Origin of the sequence: Streptomyces griseoloalbus (assembly GCA_014650015.1) — a bacterium.
Taxonomy (GTDB): Bacteria; Actinomycetota; Actinomycetes; order Streptomycetales; family Streptomycetaceae; genus Streptomyces; species Streptomyces griseoloalbus.
This window is the reverse complement of sequence record BMUD01000021.1, coordinates 94,962-114,370: the sequence shown is the minus strand read 5'-3', so window position 1 is coordinate 114,370 and position 19,409 is coordinate 94,962. Positions and strand designations below refer to the sequence as shown.

Annotated in this window: 14 protein-coding genes; 8 read left to right on the top strand and 6 right to left on the bottom strand. The window is 76.0% G+C overall.

Annotated features, from left to right (window positions below):
• Positions 1-20: 20 nt before the first annotated feature.
• On the top strand, positions 21-1,271 hold the full coding sequence (locus tag IE178_RS27320; protein WP_193514135.1) for an MFS transporter: 1,251 nt from the start codon (positions 21-23) through the stop codon (positions 1,269-1,271).
• A 22-nt stretch (positions 1,272-1,293) separates the two neighbouring features.
• On the opposite strand, the gene IE178_RS27315 is transcribed toward IE178_RS27320, so the two are convergent.
• The 3 genes from IE178_RS27315 to IE178_RS27305 form a co-directional block, all read right to left on the bottom strand.
• A complete protein-coding gene (locus IE178_RS27315; RefSeq protein WP_184765740.1) occupies positions 1,294-4,206 on the bottom strand; it encodes a helix-turn-helix transcriptional regulator in 2,913 nt (970 codons plus the stop codon).
• Positions 4,207-4,397: 191 nt separating this feature from the next.
• Positions 4,398-4,592: a hypothetical protein gene (locus tag IE178_RS27310; RefSeq protein ID WP_193514134.1), complete on the bottom strand. Its 195-nt coding sequence runs from the start codon at positions 4,590-4,592 to the stop codon at positions 4,398-4,400.
• Between the two features lie 79 nt (positions 4,593-4,671).
• Entirely contained in the window at positions 4,672-7,788 is a 3,117-nt protein-coding gene (locus tag IE178_RS27305) for a type 2 lanthipeptide synthetase LanM family protein (RefSeq protein ID WP_193514133.1), read from the bottom strand.
• 522 nt (positions 7,789-8,310) lie between these two features.
• Between IE178_RS27305 and IE178_RS27300 the strand changes: the two genes are divergently transcribed.
• The gene (locus IE178_RS27300; protein ID WP_184765743.1) at positions 8,311-8,922 is read left to right on the top strand and encodes a helix-turn-helix transcriptional regulator; all 612 of its coding nucleotides are present in this window, start codon (positions 8,311-8,313) and stop codon (positions 8,920-8,922) included.
• Entirely contained in the window at positions 8,919-9,548 is a 630-nt protein-coding gene (locus IE178_RS27295; RefSeq protein WP_193514132.1) for a response regulator transcription factor, read from the top strand. Before IE178_RS27300 ends, IE178_RS27295 begins: the two co-directional genes overlap by 4 nt.
• Before the next feature lie 95 nt (positions 9,549-9,643).
• Here IE178_RS27295 and IE178_RS27290 read toward each other — a convergent pair whose 3' ends face one another.
• The 3 genes from IE178_RS27290 to IE178_RS27280 form a co-directional block, all read right to left on the bottom strand.
• Positions 9,644-10,384 (bottom strand): Type 1 glutamine amidotransferase-like domain-containing protein, encoded by a 741-nt coding sequence (locus IE178_RS27290; RefSeq protein WP_184765745.1) that lies wholly within the window; start codon positions 10,382-10,384, stop codon positions 9,644-9,646.
• 161 nt (positions 10,385-10,545) lie between these two features.
• The gene (locus IE178_RS27285) at positions 10,546-11,325 is read right to left on the bottom strand and encodes a 4'-phosphopantetheinyl transferase family protein (RefSeq protein WP_193514131.1); all 780 of its coding nucleotides are present in this window, start codon (positions 11,323-11,325) and stop codon (positions 10,546-10,548) included.
• Positions 11,318-11,569 (bottom strand): MbtH family protein, encoded by a 252-nt coding sequence (locus IE178_RS27280; RefSeq protein WP_193514130.1) that lies wholly within the window; start codon positions 11,567-11,569, stop codon positions 11,318-11,320. Before IE178_RS27280 ends, IE178_RS27285 begins: the two co-directional genes overlap by 8 nt.
• A 261-nt stretch (positions 11,570-11,830) precedes the next feature.
• Here IE178_RS27280 and IE178_RS27275 point away from each other — a divergent pair, with 261 nt between their 5' ends.
• The 5 genes from IE178_RS27275 to IE178_RS27255 all read left to right on the top strand — a co-directional run bounded on the left by IE178_RS27275 (position 11,831) and on the right by IE178_RS27255 (position 19,402).
• Complete coding sequence (locus IE178_RS27275; protein WP_193514129.1) at positions 11,831-14,155, top strand: lantibiotic dehydratase; 2,325 nt, start codon at positions 11,831-11,833, stop codon at positions 14,153-14,155.
• Positions 14,155-15,648 carry an amino acid adenylation domain-containing protein gene (locus tag IE178_RS27270; protein WP_193514128.1) on the top strand — a complete coding sequence of 498 codons (1,494 nt, stop codon included), beginning with the start codon at positions 14,155-14,157 and terminating at the stop codon, positions 15,646-15,648. Before IE178_RS27275 ends, IE178_RS27270 begins: the two co-directional genes overlap by 1 nt.
• The gene (locus IE178_RS27265) at positions 15,645-16,655 is read left to right on the top strand and encodes a threonine ammonia-lyase (protein ID WP_318280271.1); all 1,011 of its coding nucleotides are present in this window, start codon (positions 15,645-15,647) and stop codon (positions 16,653-16,655) included. The genes IE178_RS27270 and IE178_RS27265 overlap by 4 nt, the downstream gene beginning before the upstream one ends.
• Positions 16,652-16,906, top strand: a complete 255-nt coding sequence (locus IE178_RS27260; RefSeq protein ID WP_184765750.1) for an acyl carrier protein — start codon at positions 16,652-16,654, stop codon at positions 16,904-16,906. Before IE178_RS27265 ends, IE178_RS27260 begins: the two co-directional genes overlap by 4 nt.
• 213 nt (positions 16,907-17,119) lie before the next feature.
• The gene (locus IE178_RS27255) at positions 17,120-19,402 is read left to right on the top strand and encodes a lantibiotic dehydratase (protein ID WP_193514127.1); all 2,283 of its coding nucleotides are present in this window, start codon (positions 17,120-17,122) and stop codon (positions 19,400-19,402) included.
• Positions 19,403-19,409 lie beyond the last annotated feature (7 nt).

The window sequence follows — 19,409 nt, the reverse complement described above, 5'->3', positions numbered from 1 at the left end:
GTCCGACGAAAGGCACCCCCATGGCCACCACCCTCGCCGGCGCCGGCCCACGCCTGTGGGCCCCCGCCCTGCACCGGTCCTTCCGGCTCCTGTGGACGGGGCAGGCACTGTCCCTGCTGGGCGACGGCTTCAGCGTCGTCGCGTTCTCCTGGATCACCCTCGACCTGACCGGCTCCACCCTCACCCTCGGTTACGTCCTGGCCTTCCAGGCCGTCACCCGCGCCCTGTTCACCCTGGTCGGCGGCAGCCTCGGCGACTCGATGTCCCCACGCGCCCTCATGGTCGCCTCCAGCTGGACACGCGCCGTCCTGATGGCGGCCGTCGGACTGGCCGGGCTGTCCGGGAACCTGACGGTGTGGATGCTGTGCGCCGCGGCCGCCGCCTTCGGCACCGTCGACGCCTTCTTCCAGCCCGCGCGCGTCTCCATCCTGCCCTCGGTGGTCGACGACGACCTGCTCACCCCGGCCAACGCGCTGATGGGGGCCGGCGCGCGGACGGCCGCCGTCGTCGGCCCGGCCGTCGGCGGTCTGGTCATCGCGCTGACCCAGGCGCCTGTCGCCTTCCTCGTCGACGCCGTCTGCTTCGCCCTGTGCGGCCTGTGCGTGGCCCGCGTACGCACCCGCCCCCGGGCGTCCCGCACCGACACGGGCGGCTCTCCCGGGAAGCAGGCGTCGCTCGTCGCCCGCATCCGCGAGGGCATCACGTACACCGCCCGCGACCCGCGGCTGCGGACCATCGTCGCCCTCGACACGGCTGTCAACTTCTGCTACGCCGGGCCCTTCACGGTCGGCTTCGTCACCCTCGCCGACCAGGTGCTGCGCGGCGGCTCGGCCACGCTCGGCATGCTCAACGGCTCCCTCGCCGCGGGAGCCGTGCTCGGCACGCTCGCCGGCGGCGCCCTCGGCGGGCGGCCCAGGGTCGGCCTGCTGGTGGCCGCCCTGGCCGGCTGGCTCGGCGCGGGAATGGCCGTCCTCGGTCTGGTACACAGCACCCCGGTCGTCGTGGCGACCGTCCTCGCCATGGGCTTCGCCATCGGCTTCCAGGGCGTGTTCGGGCTGAGCTGGATCCAGCGGAACATCCCGCAGGACGTGCTCGGCCGTGTCGTCTCCGTCGACATGGTCCTCGGTTACGCCGTCGCCCCGCTGTCGCTGATCGTGTGCGGGGCGCTGGCCGGCAAGGACATCTCCGCCCTGTTCGGGGTGGCGGTCGCGGTGCTCGCCGCGACCGGACTGGCGGTGCTGGCGTCCAGGGCGGTGCGCGAGATGCGGTAGGCGGCCCGTCGCCGGCCGGGCCCTACTCCCGCAAGGCGGCCGACCGCGCGCACAGGTCCGCGCGGTTGGCCGCCCCGGTCTTGGTGATCAGGCTCGCGATGTGCTTCTCCGCCGTGCGGGGCGAGATGAACAGCCGGGCGGCGATGTCTTTGTTGCTGAGCCGTTCCGCGAGCAGCCGGAACACGTCGAACTCCCGCACGGTCACGCCCTTGGCGCGCAGTTCCCGCGGGATCAAGAGGGTGCCGGAGCGGTGCTGGTGCACCGGGGCGCCGAAGCGGCGCAGCGCCGCCCGGCAGGCGCCGGTGACGGCCGCGACGTCCCGCTCGTGGAAGTAGTGCTCGGCCTGCCGCAGCCAGCCCACCGCATCACCCCAGCCGTCCTGGTGCGCCGCGTCCGCGATCAGCCGCAGCCCCAGGTGCCGGGCGAGCGGATACGGTTCCGCTGCCGCCAGCGCCGCCTCCACCGCCGCGACGGCGTGCGGCCCCGCGCCTTCCCGGCCCAGCAGCACGGCGTCGGCGAACAGTACGAACTGGCGGTTCCATCGCATCCGGGCCATCGCGGTGGCGGTGATCTCCTCGTGCCGGGTCCGGTCCGCGTCACCGGCGAGCACGTCCAGCAGCAGGACGAGGCCGTGGATGCCGCCGAGGTGGTAGGTGGAGGGGTTGTCCGCCTCCAGCGCCTGCACCGCTCGCAGTTCGGCGCGCGCCAGGTCGCGGTCCTCCTCCAGCAGCGCGCAGAAGGCGCGGGCCAGGCCGAGGCTCAGCGGCTCCTCCTGCGAACCCGCTCCGTCCCACTCGGTGAACGCCGCCAGCGTCGCCTCCATCGCCGCCCGGTCCGCGCGGTGCGCCTCCAGGGCGGCCCGCGCCATCAGGACGTACCGCACGACGGGCGCCAGGCGCAGCCGCCGCGCCACCGCCAGGCAGTCCTCCGCGGCCGACCGGGCGGTCCCGTGGTCACCGCGCAGTACCGCGTCCAGGACGAGGATGCCGTCCACCGTGTGCACGATGTTCACCGAGCCGAGCCGCAGCGCCTCCTCGCGGGCCGCCAGCAGGCCGGAGGTGTCGCCCTCGGCGAGCCAGGCATTGCCGCTCATGCGGGTGGCCGCGTACATGCGCTGCAGGGGCAGCCGGTGCCGCTCCGCCGTCTCCAGGGCCTGCCGGAGCATGTCCGCGGACTCCTCGGGGTCCCGCTCGCGGGCGACGGTGGCCAGCAGCTCCCGCGCCTGGCAGGCGACGACCGGCAGACCGTGCCGCTCGGCGGTGTCGGCCGCCGAGCGGGCCAGCTTCTCCGCGTGCTGGGTGCGGTCCGGACCCGGGGTGTCCAGGGCGAGGTAGGCGGCCGTGACGTCGACGGCCGCGGCCGTCGCCTCGTCCGGGGCCGTCGCCAGGACCTCGCGGGCCCGGGCGACCTGCCGGTTGCCGTCGCTCCACCGGCCCGCGGTGTGGGCCACCTTGGCCAGCCGGGTGTGCAGCGTGGCCAGCCGTACGGCGTTCAGCCCGGCCCCGCCCAGCGCGTGCAGGTCCTCGGCCAGGTCGAAGGCGCGGGCGAAGTCACCGGCCTCCGCGAGCGCGGGCAGCAGGTCCTCCAGTACCGAGGCCCGGGCCTGCGGATCACCGGCCTCGGCCAGCAGCCCCTCAGCCCGGCTGAGCAGTGTTACCGCCGAGCCCAGGGCGCCCGCCGCCAGGGCCCGCCCGCCGGCGTCCGCGTAGAGCAGCCCCGCCTCCACCCGGTCCCCGGCCTCGCAGCGCAGCCCGGCCGCCAGCGCGCACCAGTCGCCGTCGAGGCCCGGGTGCAGCTCCTCGACGGCCTGCGCGCCGCGCCGTGCCAGTTCCGCGCGCTGCCCCGGCGTCATCTGCGTGAACAGCGCCTCGACGGTCGGGGAGTGGCGGAAGGAGTACCAGTCGGGGGCGGGCTCGTCGGGAATGACCAGCCGGGCGGCGACGCCCGCGTGCAGATGGCTCAGCAGGGTCCGGTCCTCGACGCCGGTCATGTGCTGAAGCACGGTGAGCGAGAAGCGGCGGCCCAGCACCGCGGCGGCCGACAGCAGCGTCAGGCCCTGCGCGCCCAGCCGGTCGATGCGACGCAGGATGCCCCGGGCCAGCGTGGAGGAGACGTCGCGCCGCAGATCGCCGACCGTGCGCCAGCCGTCACCGCCCTGCACCAGGGTGCCCGCCCCGATCATGGACTGCAGCAGCTCCTCGACCAGGTAGGGACTGCCTGCGCTGTCCTCCCACAGGCGGTCCGGGACCTCCGGCGGCACCTGGTGCGGGCCGTCCACCCCCAGATGCGCCGCCGTCATCTCCTCCACCTGGGAGCGGGTCAGCGGCGGGAGTTCGGCGAGGGTGGCGACGCCCCGGCGGCGGGCGGACTGCGCCAGGTCCAGCGCGTCGCTCAAATCGGTCCGCACGGTGGCCAGTAGCAGGACCGGCGTGTACTCCAGGTTGTCCACCAGGTACTCGAGGACGCCGAGGGTCTCGGGGTCGGCGTCGTGCAGGTCCTCCAGCAGCAGCAACTGCCCCTGCCCGCGCCCGGCGGCCAGCAGCAGCCGCAGCACCGCCTCGCCCAGGATCACCATGGAGCTGCTCTCACGCTCGCCGGTGTCCCACTCGGGTATGAGCCGTCCCAGAACCGGCCGGTACGGGCCGAGGGCCACGTCGTCCAGGGGCTCGCCGCCGCGGAACAGCGGCATCAGCGCCTCGGTCAGCGGACGGAACGGCACCGCGGGCCCGGTGGTGCTGCTGCGGCCGCGCAGTACCCGCATCCCGGAGCCGAGCGCGCCGCCCACGGCCTCCGCCGCGAGCCGCGACTTGCCCACCCCGGCCTCACCGACCAGGAAGACGACGCCGCCCCGTCCCTGACGCGCCTCGGCCAAGGCGCTGTCGAGCAGGCTGAGTTGGAGGTCCCGCCCGACGAGGGAAGGCGCATGGGAACGCATGAACGCAGATGATAATCAGGATGTCGGGATACGGGGCAGACCGCATCGGCGGGGTCACGCACCGTGCTCCCGCCCGGCCGCGACGCGAACCGGCGTACACCGGAGCGGAAGCGGATATCCCGCCGGACGCACCGCGGCGCGGGCCCGCCCGGCGGGCCCGCGCCCTCACGCGAAGTGACGACCGCGCGGGGTCAGTTCGGCACGGAGACCGAGGTGTCCACCGAGGTCAGCGTGATGACGACGCCGCTGGTCAGCACCATCCCGGCCAGGACGCGGGCGCGGGCGCAGGCGCGGTTGCGGCCGGTGAGCATGATCCCGCCCGCCGCGTCCTGCTCCTCGGCGGCGTTCGCGGCGGAGTCGGCGGCGGTGTTCAGGTGCTGGTCCATCGGTGATCCCCTTCTGGTGTCCGTACGGGGGGTACTGGGGTGGAGGTGGAAGTGCCGTGGTTCTGGGGTGCCTGGCCGGTCAGTGGCCGGGGTGGGACAGGAGCAGGACGGACGGGACGGTGCCGGGGTGGGCGAGGCGCAGCAGCCCGTACCCGATGCCGGACAGCCCGTCGAGCAGTCCGGGGGAGGGAACGTGGTCGGGGGTGGCGCAGCGGTGGTTCTGCGCCTCGACGAGGGCGAGTGTCCGGCCGGCGTGCCGGGCGAGCGTTCCGGCGGCGGCCGGGTCGCCCCGTCCGGCGCTCACGACCAGGGCTTCCAGCGTGCCGAGCGTGCCGTGCCCGAGGCTGAGGTCGGGTCGCACGTGGGGGTCCGCCGGCCGGGCCGCGGCGGGCGGGCCGGGTACGGGGGGCAGGTGTGCGGCGACGGCCACCGCCCCGGAGAGCCCGCGGGACCAGGACGCGTCCGCGGGGGCCGCCCCGGTTCCCCGCAGCGCGGTGTCCAGCAGCGCCCGGGCGGCGGCCGTGTGCGCGGCGGTCTCCCGGGGGCGGCGGGCGGCGTACCGCAGCAGGGCCCACGCGATGCCCGCGGCACCGTCGGCGAAACCGGCGGGGAGGCCGTTCGCGGCGATGGCCCCCGGCGCCGGGCCCCTGTCGGGGCCGGACACCGCGCCGAGCAGCCGGTCCGCCAGGGCGGCCGCCAGCCGCAGCGCCGCCGGGTCGCCGGTCGCCTCGTGCACGGCGACGGCGGCGGTCAGGGCTCCGGCCGTGCCGCCGGCGAAGCCCGGATCGGGTGAGGCGGACGCGGCGTGTCCGAGGGCGGTGAGCGCGTCGGGCAGGCAGTCCGCCGGCTCCGGGCCGAGCAGCGCCGACAGCCGCAGCACCGCGTACACGATGCCGCCGAGACCGTCGTACGCGCCCGGCCCGGCCGCCGCGCTCAGTTCGGGATCGTCCGCCAGGGCCTTCAGCAGGGCGGGCAGCGGGCGGACCGCCTCCCGGGCGAGCGCGGCGTACCGGCCCGCTCCGGCGAGCGCGTCCGTGTGCGCCAGGAAGAGCGCCACTCCGCAGTAGCCCTGCGCGAGTCCGGCGCCCATCGGCAGCACCGCCCAGTGCGGGCCGGACACCCGCTCCAGGCCGAGCCAGTTGGTCCGGCCCCCGTCCCGCACCGCGCGGGCGGCGATCTCGTCGGCGATCCCGCACGCGGCGGCGAGCAGCCGGGAGGCGTCGGGCGCGACGGCCGGCACCGGCTCCACCGCCAGTTCGGACCGGGGCCGGTCCAGCGGGGACCCCGCGCCCCGTGCCGCGAGCGTGGCCGCGATGATCCACTCCTGGTCGTGGCAGTCGACCTCGTCCATCCGGGCGATCTTCTCCCGCACCGAGTCCACGCCCGCCACCGGCAGCAGGCCGGGCAGCCACGTGCCGTCGTCGGCCCGCACCGCGGTCCCCGACGGCCGGTGTGTGAACAGCGGGACGTCGCCGCGCCACAGCGCCGCCGTCTCGTGCTCGATCAGCCGCCGGCGCGCCTCGTCGTGCTCGGACTCCGTCCACAGCACCGCGAAGACCCCCTCCCGGGCGAGCGCGTTGCCGAGCAGCGACGGGTGGGCGGACTCCTCAAGGAGTGTGGCGTACAGGCGGGTGGCGCGGGCGACGAGCCGTGCGGGACGGTCCGCACCGGACATCAACGGGCCGTCCTCGCCGAGGAGTTCGTGCCCGTCGGCGGCGAGTGCCGTGTACGCGGTACGGAAGCCCTCCAGCAGCGCGGCCCGGTGGTCGGCGCCCTCCAGGAGGCGGCCGGCGGGCAGCGGCTGGTTGTGCGCCGCGGGGCTGAGCAGCGGTCCGCGCACGGCCCGCATGGTGTCCAGGCCGCTGTCCCGCCAGTGCAGGCCCTCGCTCGGGTAGGTGCCGTCGGTGGACCGGCCGAGCGCGGAGATGTCCAGAGCCCCGTGCTCGCCGATCAGCAGGTGCGGCAGCAGACAGGTGCGGTGCACGGATGCCTGCAGCGCGTCCGCCGCCGGATCGGGGCCCGCCGTCATGGACTGCGCGAGCCCGGTGTGCAGCAGCGTCTCGGCGTCCACCAGGACCGGCTGGTCGCCGCAGGCGATGACGTTCTCGTAGTGCATGTCGGCGCCGTCCACGGCGTACAGCAGGGCCAGCAGCGCGCCCTGGCGCCGGTAGAAGGAGTCGGTCTCGGTCACCGACCGGCACCAGCGGTGCTCGACGAACTCCAGCCAGCCGTACGCCGCGCGGCGCAGACTGCGCGGGGTGCGCAGGTCCAGCCCCGGCACCTTGGCGTTGAGCCAGCCCACCAGGTCGTCGAGGAGGGCGTGCTGGCCGAGCGGACGCGGCTTGTAGACCAGCCGCTCGCCGGCGAAGTGCAGGACCGCGACGGACCGGTTGCCCTCGTGGGCGTCCCCGCGGCCGAGATCCACGCCGGTGAGCGGTCCCGGGTCGCGTCCGCCGAGGAGCCCGGCGGACAGGTCCTCCCGGTCGGCCGCGAAACGGGCCGCCAGCTCGGCGGTGGCCACGGTCGCGTCCAGTGCGGTCTGCGCGAGCATCCGGGCCAGTACCGGGCGGGAGGCGAACAGTGCGCCGAGGCCCTGCCGGGTGCCCGTGGCGGCGACGAAGGCGTCGAACCGCTCACGGGGGCCGGCACCGGCCAGTCGTCCGCCGCGCCGTGCCGTGTCGAGTTCGTGGACCAGGGTCCGCGCCGCCTGACGGACCAGCTGGTGCGTCAGGCGGCAGGCGAGCGCCTCCCGCCACACGGTGAGTTCGCGGTCCGCGGGCAGCCGCTCGGCCAGCCGCGCGGTGGCGGCGGCGACGAGCGGCCGTACGACCGGGGCGAAGGCGTCGGGCCCCTCGCCCCCTCGGCCGACCGGCTCCGCCGGCTCCCGGGAGGCGCCGGCCAGGACGGCTTCGGCGTACCGCGCCCAGTCGGGCTTGGCGGCGCGGGCGGCCAGCCGCTCGGCGGGCTCGGCGGCCAGCGCCGCGGCCGTGGCCCGGTCCACACCGAGATGGGCCAGCCGCAGGGCGAAGCCCCCGGCGTCCCCGACGGCCCACGGGGCGGGGCTGTCGGCGGCTTCGGCGGACGCCCCGGAAAGGCCGGGGGCGTCGAGCCGTTCCGCGAGGGACAGTGCCGGCGCCCACCACGAGGGCGGGAGATCGGCGCTCCGGAGAGTGGGGAGGCTGGCGGTCTCAGTCACGAGGAAGAAGGTCGCAGACCCCCGGTGGCCCCCACATGGGTAAGCGTCCCCCATATTCTGCGCGGCCCCCGGCCCGCCGGCCCGCCCCCGGTCAGGGAAGTCGTAGGTCACCGGCCTGGTCACCCGCTTGGTGCGCATGGGTACCCGGACGCCGCGGGGAAACGCGGTTCTGCGCGTTCGGCCCTGGTGCCGGCCCCCGGCGTGTGCGTCGACACCCCCGTGCCCCCGCTCTTGGGGACACGGACCCCCAGGGCCCGCTCGCGCCCGCCCCCGCACCGGCCCCCGGACCCCCGCCCGCAGATCACCGCCGCCGCGCCGGCCCGCCGGCGGACTCCGTGCGACGGGCGGCGAGGCGGTCGTGGGGCAACCGCCACCGACGGGGGCGGCCCCGCCGGCCGGAAAGGTGGGGACCGGTTACCGATGCCGACGCCCCCCGCCCACGGCACGGTGGTGCGCAGTCCCCACCGCAGAACCGGCCCGGAGCGCGCACGACCGGGCGGACGAACTTCCTAGGAGTAGCAGATGGGAGCACCCGTAACCGTCGGCGTGGTCGCCCTCGACCCGGTACTGGAGGCCGGAACGCGCACCACCCTGCTGGCCTGCCCGGACCTGACCGTGTGCGAGCCCGCGGACGCGCGGGTCGCCGTCCTCACCGTGGACCGCACCGGACCGGCCGAACTCGACATGGTGCGCGCCACCCGCGCCCTGCCGCACAGTCCCGCCGTCGTCCTGGTGGCGGGCGCCCTCGCCTCCGGCGACGCCCTGCACGCCCTCGCCGCCGGTGCCCGCGGCCTGCTGCCGCGCCGGGACGCCGACGCGCCCCGCCTCGCCCACGCGGTGCTGGCCGCCTCCCGCGACGACTGCACCCTGCCACCCCGCCTGCTCGAACAGCTCCTGGACCGCCCGGCCGACGCCCGGCACGGAACCGGGGGCTGGACCGACGGCATGCTGTCCGACCGGGAACGCTCGGTGCTGCGGCTGCTCGCCGACGGCCACGAGACGGCCGAGATCGCCCAGCGGCTCGCCTACTCGCCGCGCACCGTGACCACCGTGGTCCACGACATCACCCAGCGGTTCCGGCTGCGCAACCGCGCCCACGCGGTGGCCTACGCGCTCCGGGCGGGCCTGCTGTGACCGCGACCCTGGCCGCCGCGCCCCCCGTGCCCGGTGCCGGCACGACGTCCCCACCCTTCGTCCTGCGCATCACGCCCTCGCCCGGCGCGGACCGCGTCCGCAGCGTGGCCCGCCGCGCCGGGCTGGCCTGCGCGCCGGAGCACGCCGGGCCCGGGACCGTCACCGTGGTCGCCACCGCCGACGCCGCCCGGGCCCTGCGCGGCCGGCGGGACACCGGTCCACTGGTCCTCGTGTGCGACACCGTCGGCCGGACGGACCTGCGGCTCGCGCTGCGGGCCGGGGCGGTCGTCCTGCGGGCCGCCGACCTCACCGAGGAGAACCTGGTGGCCGCGGTGCGCCGCGCGGCCCACCCGCACCCGAGCATCCCCTACCCGGAGCTCTCCCACCTGCTGACCAGTGGTCCACGCCCCGGGGACCCGACCGGCGGCGGTCGGCCCACCCTGACCGCACGTCAGGCCTCGGTGCTGCGCCTCATGGCCGAGGGCCACGGCAACGCGGACATCGCCCTGCTGCTGCGCTGCTCCGAACACACCGTCAAGAATGTCGTCTACGAGATCATGGCCCGGCTACAGGCCCGCAACAGGGCCCACGCCGTCGCCCACGCCGTGCGCCACGGCCTGGTGTGACCCGGCTGATGCCGAAGAACCCGAAGACGCGGAGGCGGGAGCCGTGGGCACGAGGCCGCGTCGGCCGCAGGCGCCCTCCTCCCCCGCGGCCGGGGTCAGCCGGGGGGCGCGGGCAGCAGCCGCGGCTCGATCCGCTCCTCCACGACCCCGTCGCCGTCCCGGACCACCACGTAGGCGCCCTTGCCCCGCTGCTCCGCCACCGCCTCGACCAGCTCGATGCCGCGGTAGACCAGCCCCACACCGTCGTCGGTGCAGTGCGCCGTCGCGAAGACGCCCTCGGCGACCAGCCGGTGGGTCAGCGGACGCCGGCCTCCGTCGCTGTCGTAGTGCACCCCGTTGCCGTACGGCAGCAGCCCCAGCCCGTTGGTGACCGGGCGGAGTTCGGGGCCGAAGGAGTCCGTGGTGCCGCCCTCGTACCAGCAGAGGGAACCCGCGCTCACCCCGGCGAGCACCACACCGGCGCGCCAGGCGCGCCGCAGGATCTCGTCCAGCCGGTGCGCCCGCCACACGGCGAGCAGGTTGGCCACCGAGCCGCCCATCACCCAGACCACGTCGTGGCCGAGCACCGTGCCCTCGACGTCGTCCACGTTCGGCATCGGGAAGAGGTGGAGCGGGGTGAGGTCGAAGCCCGCCACCCGGGCGGCCTCGCTCACCCGTGCCGTGACGTGCTCGGCGTCGCCCACCGCCGTGCCCAGGTAGAGGACGCGGGGGCGTCTGCCGTGCACACCGGAGAGATCGACCGCGTGGTGGACCAGGGCATCGAAGAGGACCCGGGTGCGTGCGCCGACGCGATGACCTCCGGAGGTGGCGACGATGGTCGGTTCCGGAGCGGTCACGCTGATGATCGTAGCGCGACAACTGCCCGGTGTCGGTGAGTCATTGGTGAAGGCGTCGCGTTCCCCGGCCCCTCGCGACACCGGACCGTGCGAGGACGCCGCGACACCACGGCGGGGACCGGTCCGGTGGACCGGTCCCCGCCGTGTTCGCCCGTACGCCGTCAGGGCGTCCGCAGGGCCACCGCCGCCGCGTACCCCGCCGGGACCAGGACGTCCCGTACGCTCCACCCCGGTGCCGGGGCGGTCGGCGAAGGCCCGGTGCCCACGTAGTCCAGCGCCGGAACGCGCACCAGACCCGTGCCCAGGCCCTTCAGGTAGGCCTCTTTGCGCACCCAGGCACGGGTGAACGCGGCCGGACGCTCGTGCGCGGGCAGCAGCGCCAGTTCGTCCGCCTCCGCCGGGTGCAGCGCCGACTGGGCGTCGAGCACCGCCCGGTTCGTGGCCAGCCCCTCCACGTCGACGCCGACCGGTGCCGGGGCGAGCGCCACCAGCACCATGTCCCCGCTGTGCGACAGGGAGAAGTGCACACCCGGCGTGCGCAGGACCGGCCGCCCGTGCGGCCCGCCGCAGCCCGCGCACGGCTCCCGGGCCAGCGGCAGCTCCTCGGCGCGCACGCCGAGCAGCACGCTCAGTACGTCGCGCAGCGCCGCGTGCGCGACCACGTACGCGGCACGGTCTCGGTCGTGCCGGAACGCGCGGGCCCGGGCCCGTTCCTCCGCGTCCAGCAGCTCCCGCGCGTCCCGCAGCGTCCGCTCGTCCTGGGCTCCGACATGGGCCAGGTACAGCTCCAGCGGCCCCCGCAGGAGGCGGGGGCCCGGCGCCCGCGTCCGGTGCCGGAGCCCGGACAGGTCCAGCACGGCCGGTGACAGCAGCCCGGACGCCGTCGGCGGCGGGGCGTGCGCCGGCGGGTCCAGGAGCCGGCCGGCCCGTGGATCAGACATCTGCCCCGGCCAGCCGGCGGCGCAGGCTGAGCGGGCGCATGTCCGTCCAGACCACGTCGATGTGGTCCAGGCACTCCTGCCGGCTGCCCCGTGTGCCCTCCGGGTGCCAGCCGGCGGGCACCTCGCGGTCCGCCCGCCAGATCGAGTACTGCTCCTCGTCGTTGCGCACCACGAGGTACACCTCGTCGGTGTCCGCACGGGCCTCGTCGGCGCCCGCGCCGGTCGTGGAGTCGGGTTGCGTCATGGTGAACCTCCCGCAGGTGGTGGGGCCGGCCGCAGGTCGGGGCCGACGCCGACAGCGTGCCGGGCGCCCGCACGCCGGGGGCAGGGACGAACGCGCCGGGCCCGCGGCGCGTGTTGCTGCCGGATCTTCTCTGGTGCCGTGCCGCACCGGCGCGGGACGGTGCTGTCCTGCCGGGGAGCCCGGCGTACCGGCGGCGGCCACGGCCCGGCCGAGTGCCGTGCGGCCTCCCCGCGCACCCCCTTTTTTTGGAAGGAGCACGTGATGTCGGACGAGCACGCACCGGTCCTGCTGCCGGGCGGAGGCTGGCGGCTCTGGGAGGAGTTCGCGCTGCGCGGCCCCGGCTTCCCCGCCGACGGCGTGCTGCGCCTGGCCCCGCCCGGACTGGCCGGGGCCGCCGACAAGTTCGGCCCCGGCACCGATCGGTCCGGACCCGAGTGGCAGGCCTTCGCCGAGGAGCTGTCGGCTGCTGCCGTGGACACCGCCCGCCACCTCCAGCAGATCGCCGGCCGGCCCCGTTTCCAGGCGGCCCTCGCCTGGCAGAACCCGGCCGTGCTGCGTACCGGCATCGCGCCGTTCCTGCGCTGGACGCCGGGCGTGGACAAGCGCAGCAGCATGCCCCGCCAGCGCGAGGAACTGGTCGCCCACTACTGGCAGCGGTTCTGCGTGAAGAACGACACCATCGGCTTCTTCGGCCCCGTCGGCTGGGGCCGCTGGGACCCGTCCGCGCCGCACGCCGTCACCGTGGACGCCGGCCGGGGCTTCCTCGCCGCGCAGGAGGTCTACTTCTCCGGCTGGGCCGTCGACGCCCTGGCCAAGGTGCTCGCCGAGGACGCCGAACTGATGCGGTGGATCCCGCCGCGCCGGATGTCCTTCGTGCGCTGCGAGGACGGCACGGTGCGGGTCCCGGGGCGGCCGGCCCAGCCCGTCGGTGAGCTCCAGGAAGCCGTCCTCCGGCACTGCGACGGCACCCGGCACACGGCCGCCATCGCCGCCGAACTGGGTCTGGACCCCGACGAGGTCGCCGACACCGTGGGGGAACTGGTGCGCCGGCGCTGGGTGGCCCGGCGTCTGGAGGTGCCCGCCGCCACCCACCCCGATCTGGCCCTGCGCCGGATCCTCGAGCGCGTCCCCGACGAGGCCGCCCGCGACCGGGCCCTGGACAGGCTCGCCGTGCTGGAGCGCGGCCGGGAGGCCGTACGCGCCGCCGGCGCCGACGCCGCCGCGCTGACCGCCGCGATCGGCGCCCTGGAGGCCGACTTCGCCGCTCTCACCGACAGCGAGGCCCAGCGCGCCAAGGGCGCACGCACCGCCCCCTGCCGCGGACTGGTGTACTCCGACTCCCGGCGGTCCGCCACCGCCACGGCCGGGCCCGCCCTGCTGGAACACCTGGAACCCCTCCAGCTGTGCCTGACGGCCGCCCGATGGATGACGAACCGCTTCGCCGACGCCGTCCGCGCCCGGCTGCGCGGCGTCCACGCCCGCCTGAGCGCCGACGGCGCCCCGGTGGACCTCGCCACCCTGTGGATGAACACCCTGCCCTCCCCGCACCCCGACGCCGGCGACCTGATCGACGCCGCCCAGGCCGAACTGCGCGCCAAGTGGGCCCGGATCCTCGACCTTCCGGCGGACGCCCGCCGCGTCCGCCTGGCCACGGCCGAGCTGGCCGACCGCGTGCGCCGCGAGTTCGACGAGCCCGGCGACGGCTGGTCCCTCGCCCGCTACTTCAGTCCCGACGTCCTGGTCGTCGCCGACGACGCGGACGCCCTCGCCCGTGGCGACGTCGACCTCGTCCTCGGCGAGATGCACTGCGCGCTGAACACCATGGGCGCCTCCCTCTTCGTCCACCAGCACCCCGACCGCGACCGGCTCATCGCCGAGACCACCCGCGACTTCCCCGGCCCCCGCCTGCTGCCCACGCTGCCCAAGGAGCTCCCCCTGAAGTGGTCCACCCGCAGCCGGCCCTCCCTGGACCGGCCCGAGGACCACTACGTGACCCTGGTCGACCAGACCGGCGACCCTCACCGCCCGAACTCGGTGCCCAGCGCGGACGTCCGCGTCGAGGACCGGGACGGCCGGCTGACGGCCGTCCTGCCCGACGGCACCGTCCACGACGTCCTCGACGCCTACGCCAACACCCTCACCCAGCGCGTCATGGACCGCTTCACGCTCACCCCCGAGGGCGAGCACACCCCGCGCATCACCATCGACCGCATGACCGTGGCCCGGGAGACCTGGCGCCTGCCCGTGTCCGGCGTCGACTTCGCCGACGACAAGGACGAGGCCGCCCGGTTCGTCCGCGCCCGGCACTGGCAGCGCCGCCACGACCTGCCCCGCTTCGTGTTCGTCGTCTCCCCGGCCGAACCGCGCCCGTTCTACGTCGACTTCGACAGCCCCGTGTACGTCACCATCCTCGCCAAGGCCGCCCGCCGGCTCGCCCGCAAGGACCCCGGGGCCCGCCTGAAGGTCAGCGAGATGCTGCCCACCCCCGAACAGGCCTGGCTCACCGACGCCGACGGGCACCGCTACACCTCCGAACTCCGCTTCGTGGCCGTCGACCTGACCGTCACCGGCACCCAGGAGGCGTGATGCGCACCGTCGCCGACGACCTCGCCGCGCACGCCGCCCGCCACCCGGCCCGCATCGCGCTGGACACTCCCACGGGGCAGGTCACCTACGGCCGCCTCGCCGCCCGTACCGACGAGCTGACCCGGCTGCTGCGCGCCCACGGCGCCCGACCGGAGACGGTGTGCGCCGTCGCCGTCGAGCACGGCGCCGACGCGGTGGCCGCCATGGCGGCGGTCCTGCGCTGCGGAGCCGCCTTCCTCACCCTGGACGTGACCCAACCCCGCGACCGGCTCGCGGCCTTCGTCAAGAGCGCGGGCACCCGGCTGCTGCTGACCACCTCCGCGCACACCCGCGCCCTGGACCCCGGCCTGCCCACGATCCTGCTGGACGGCCCCGCCACCCGGCCAGGAACGACCCCGGAACCGCCCGCCCGGGTCGACCCGCGCGCCCTGGCCTACGTCAGCCACACCTCCGGCAGCACCGGCGAACCCAGCCCCGTCCTCGTCGAGCACCACGCCCTCGACGCCTACCTGCGCGACACCGCCCGCGCCTTCGGGCTCGGCCCGGACACCGTGGCCCTGCAGACGGCACCGCTGGGCTACGACGCCTCCATCCGGGACACCTTCGCCCCGCTGCTGGCCGGAGCGCGACTGGTGATCGTGGAACGCTCCCGGCTGCTGCGGCCCGCGGACTTCGCCGGCACCGTGCGCGCGCACCGGGTGACCGCGCTGCTCAGCACCACCCCGTCCTTCCTGGCCCACCTGGCCGGGCAACCAGATCTGCCCGACCCGCTGGGCGGCGTCACCCTGGTCGCCTCCAGCGGCGAGTCCCTGCGCCCGTTCCTCGCCGCCGGCGGACGGCGGGCGGTCCCGGGCGCGCTCGTCAACCAGTACGGCCCGACCGAGTGCACCATGACCACCACCCGCCACCGTGTCCCCGCCGATCCCGACACGGCCGCAGACGTGGTCGGAGTACCCCGCCCCGGCACGGTCGTCCGGGTGCTCGACGCCGACCTCGCGCCCGTTCCCGAGGGCACCGTGGGCGAGGTGTACATCGGCGGCGCGGGCCTCGCCCGGGGCTACGGCGGGCTCCCGGCCCGCACCGCCGCGTGCTTCGTGCCCGACCCCTACGGTCCGCCGGGCGCCCGCCTCTACCGCACCGGCGACCTCGGACGGTGGGGCCCTGAGGGCCTCACCTACGCGGGGCGCACCGACCGGCAGGTCAAGATCCGCGGCTACCGCGTCGACCCCGCCGAGATAGAGGGAGCCCTGCTCGCCCACCCCCGCGTCAGCGGCGCCGTGGTCACCGCGCACACCGACGACCGGGGACGTACGTACCTGGCGGCCCACCTGACTGGCGACCCGGCCGCCACGGACGCGGAACTGCGCGCCCACTTGGCCCGCTCGCTGCCGCCGCACCTGATGCCCCGGCACTTCCGGCGCCACGACGCGCTGCCCACCACCCGCGGCGGCAAGGCGGACCGCCGCCGGCTGGTCGCGGGGAGCGCCCCGTGACCGCCACCGGGCTGCGGCCGGCCACGCCCGGCACCCTGCCCGGTCCCGCCGACGTCACCGCGGCTGCCGCCCGCATCGCCCCGCACGTCCGCCGCACGCCCCTGCTGAGCGGCCCGGTGCCCGCGGCGCACGGCACGGAACTGCTGCTGAAGGCCGAACACCTCCAGCACGGCGGCTCGTTCAAGACGCGCGGAGCCGCCAACGCCCTCCTGGCGCTCGAGGCCGAGCGGGTCGTCACCGGCTCGTCCGGCAACCACGGCATCGCCCTCGCCCGGCTCGCCCGCTCCCTCGGCATCCGCCTGACCGTCGTCCTCGCGGCGGGCGCGGACCCCGCCAAGACCGCCGCCATCCGCGCGCTGGGCGCCGAGACCGTCCGCGTGGGCGGAGGAGTGGCCGAGCGGGAGGAACGGGCCGGCGCGCTCGCGCGGGAGACCGGCGCCACCCTCGTGCCCTCCTCGGACCACCCCCTGGTGGTCGCCGGGCAGGGCACGGTCGGCACCGAAATCCTCGCCGACGCCCCCGACATGGAGACGGTGTACGTCCCGACCGGCGGCGGCGGGCTCCTCGCCGGTGTCTGCCTCGCCGCCGCGGGCCACCCGGTCCGGGTCGTCGGCGTCGAACCGGCCCGCACACCCCGCTACGCCCGCTCCCTGGCCGCCGGGCACCCGGTCCAGCTGCCGCCCTGCACCACCGTCGCCGACGGACTGCGCGGCCAGCGGCCGGGGCGCGTCCCCTACCCGATCATCCGCGACCGCGCCGACGACCTGATCGCCGTCGGCGACACCGAGATCCTCGCCGCCGCCGCCCTGCTGCACCGCCTCGGCGTCGACGCCGAACCCAGCGGAGCCGTCGCGCTGGCCGGAGCCCTGCGGGCCGGCCGCCGCGAACGGGCCGTGGCCGTCGTCTCCGGCGGCAACACACCCGCCCGCCTGCACGCCCTGCACCGCACAGACACCGTCCACCCCACGGAGACAACCGTGGCAACCACCGAGGGACACACATCATGACCGAGAACGCCGCGACCGCCACCCGCACCGCCGACCTGCTCGTCGACATCTTCCGCGAGGTGCTCGGCCTGCCCGACCTGACCGAGGACACCGACTTCTACGAGGCGGGCGGCGACTCGCTCACCGCCTTCCAGATCACCGGCCGCCTCGAGGAGGTCCTCGGCGCGGAGGTGCCGGTCTCCCTGGTCTTCGCCTACCCCACACCGCGGGACCTGGCCGAGGTCGTCGACACCGACTACGGCCGCGCCTGACCCCGCGGCCACCACCGCGCACCCACCGTGCGCCCCACCCCCCACGAGGGCGGCGGCCCGATGCGGGCCGCCGCCCCTCCACGCCGGCCGCCGGACTGTTCTCCCGTCCGCCCGCACGAGGTCTCCACCCGCCCCCACCCCGCCCGTCGTCCACCCGGCGGGCCCGTGTCCCTCCGCCCGTCCGTCCCCCGCGCTCGCAAGGAGAGCCCTGCCATGACCGAAGACCTCGTACCGTCCCTCGGCCGCTGGCGCCTGTGGGAGCAGTTCGCTCTGCGCGGCCCCGGCTTCCCCGCCGACGGCGTGCTGCGCCTGGCCCCGCCCGGACTGGCCGAGGCCGCCGACACGTTCGATGTGGACGCCCCCCTCGACGGCGTCCGCTGGGAGGATTTCGCCCGCCTCTTCGCCGATGCCGCCGTGGAGACCGCGCACACCCTCCAGGACATCGCCCGCATGCCGTCCTTCCGGGAGGCCGTGGCCTGGCAGAACCGCCCGGTGCTCGTCTCCGGCATCGCGCCGTTCCTGCGCTGGACGCCGGGCGTGGACAAGCGCAGCAGCATGCCCCGACAGCGCGAGGAACTGGTGGCCCACTACTGGCAGCGGTTCTGCGTGAAGAACGACACCATCGGCTTCTTCGGCCCCGTCGGCTGGGGCCGCTGGGACGCCGCGACGTCCGGTGTCGCCCTCGGCACGGGCTCCGGGCTGGTCGCCGAGTCCACCGTCTACTGGGCGAGCTGGGGCATCGACGCGCTTGCCAGGACGCTGGACGCCGACCCCGGCCTGCGGGAGTGGGTCGCTCCCCGCCGGGTGCCCTTCGTCACGGTGGACGGCGACCGGGTGTGCGTGCCCGGCAGGCGGCCGGTGACGGTCCCCGCGGAGACCGCGGCCGTCCTCGCCCTCTGCGACGGCGTCCGCCCGGCGCGGGCGATCGCCGCCGCGCTCCCGGACCACGACGTGCCCGCGGTCCTCACCGACCTGGTCGCCCGCCGCTGGGTGGCGTGGCGCCTGGAGGTCCCTGCGGGCACCCACCCGGACCGGGACCTGCGGACCTGGCTGGAGACCGTCGGCGCGCCCGGACCGCGCCGGCGGGGGCTCGCCGCGCTGGACCGGCTGGAGCAGGGGCGCGCGGCGGTGGCGGCCGCCCGCGACGTGGACGCGCTGGTCGGCGCGCTGACCGATCTGGAGCGGGACTTCACCGAGCTGACCGACACCGCCGCCGTACGGGAGAAGTCCGCGTCGACGGCGCCGTGCCGGGCGCTCGTCTACCACGACTCCCGCCGGTCCGCCACGGCCCGCCTCGGCCCCGAGGTGCTGGAGGCGCTGCGTCCGCTGCGGCTGCTGATGGACAGTGCCGGATGGCTCACCTCACGGCTCGCCGCCGCGCTGCGGACCGGTATGCGTCCGGTGTACGAACGCCTCGCGTCCGAGGGCACGGTGGACCTGGCCGCCTTCTGGTTCGCCTGTCTGCCGGTGCTGCACGGCACCGTGCGCGCCACCGCCGGCGAACTCCAGGAGGAGTTCGCCGCCATCTGGCGGCGGATCCTCGCGGTCCCCGCGGGCGCCCGCCGTGTGGACGTCCGTTCCGCGGACATCGAGGCGGCGGTGCGGGAGGAGTTCCCCGGTTCGGGCGGCTGGACGGCGGCCCGCTACCTCAGTCCGGACATCATGATCGCCGCGGATGGCGCCGAGGCGGTGGCCCGCGGCGACTTCACCCTCGTTCTCGGTGAGCTCCACCTGGCCGCCAACACGCTGGGCGCCTCCCTCTTCACCCACCAGCACCCGGACGTCGGCGAACTGGTCCGTCTCACCGACCGGGACCACCCCGGCCCACGTCTGCTGCCGCTGCTCCCCAAGGAGCACCGTGCGCGCCTGTCCACCCGGGTCCGGCACACGCTGATACGGCCCCGGGACTACCAGGTCGCCCTGACCGACTTCACCGCGGACCCCACCCGTCCCCGGGCCGTGCGCAGCGCCGACGCCGTCGTCGAGGAGCACGGAGATGACCTCGTCGTCCGGCTCCCGGACGGTGCGAGGTTCCCGGTGGCGGACGTCTTCTCGCACGTCCTGACCACCCTGTCGATGGATCTCTTCCGGCTCCTGCCGGAAGACGACCACACTCCGCGCGTCACCCTCGACCGGCTGGTGGTGGCCCGGGAGACCTGGCGACTGCCCGCGGCCGAAGCCGACTTCACCGACGACAAGGACGAGGCGCGCCGCTTCGTCCGCGCCCGCCGGTGGCGCGCCCGACTCGGCCTGCCCCGTTACGTCTTCGTCGTCTCGCCGGCCGAGTCCCGGCCGTTCTACGTCGACTTCGACAGTCCTGTCTACGTGACGATCCTCGCCAAGGCGCTGCGCCGACTGGGCCGTCAGGATCAGCAAGGCCTGGTCACGTTCACGGAGATGCTGCCCACTCCGGAACAGACCTGGCTCCGCGACGACGAAGGCAGGCGGTACACCTCGGAACTGCGCTTCGTCGCGTTCGACACGCGAACGGGCTGACCCGAGG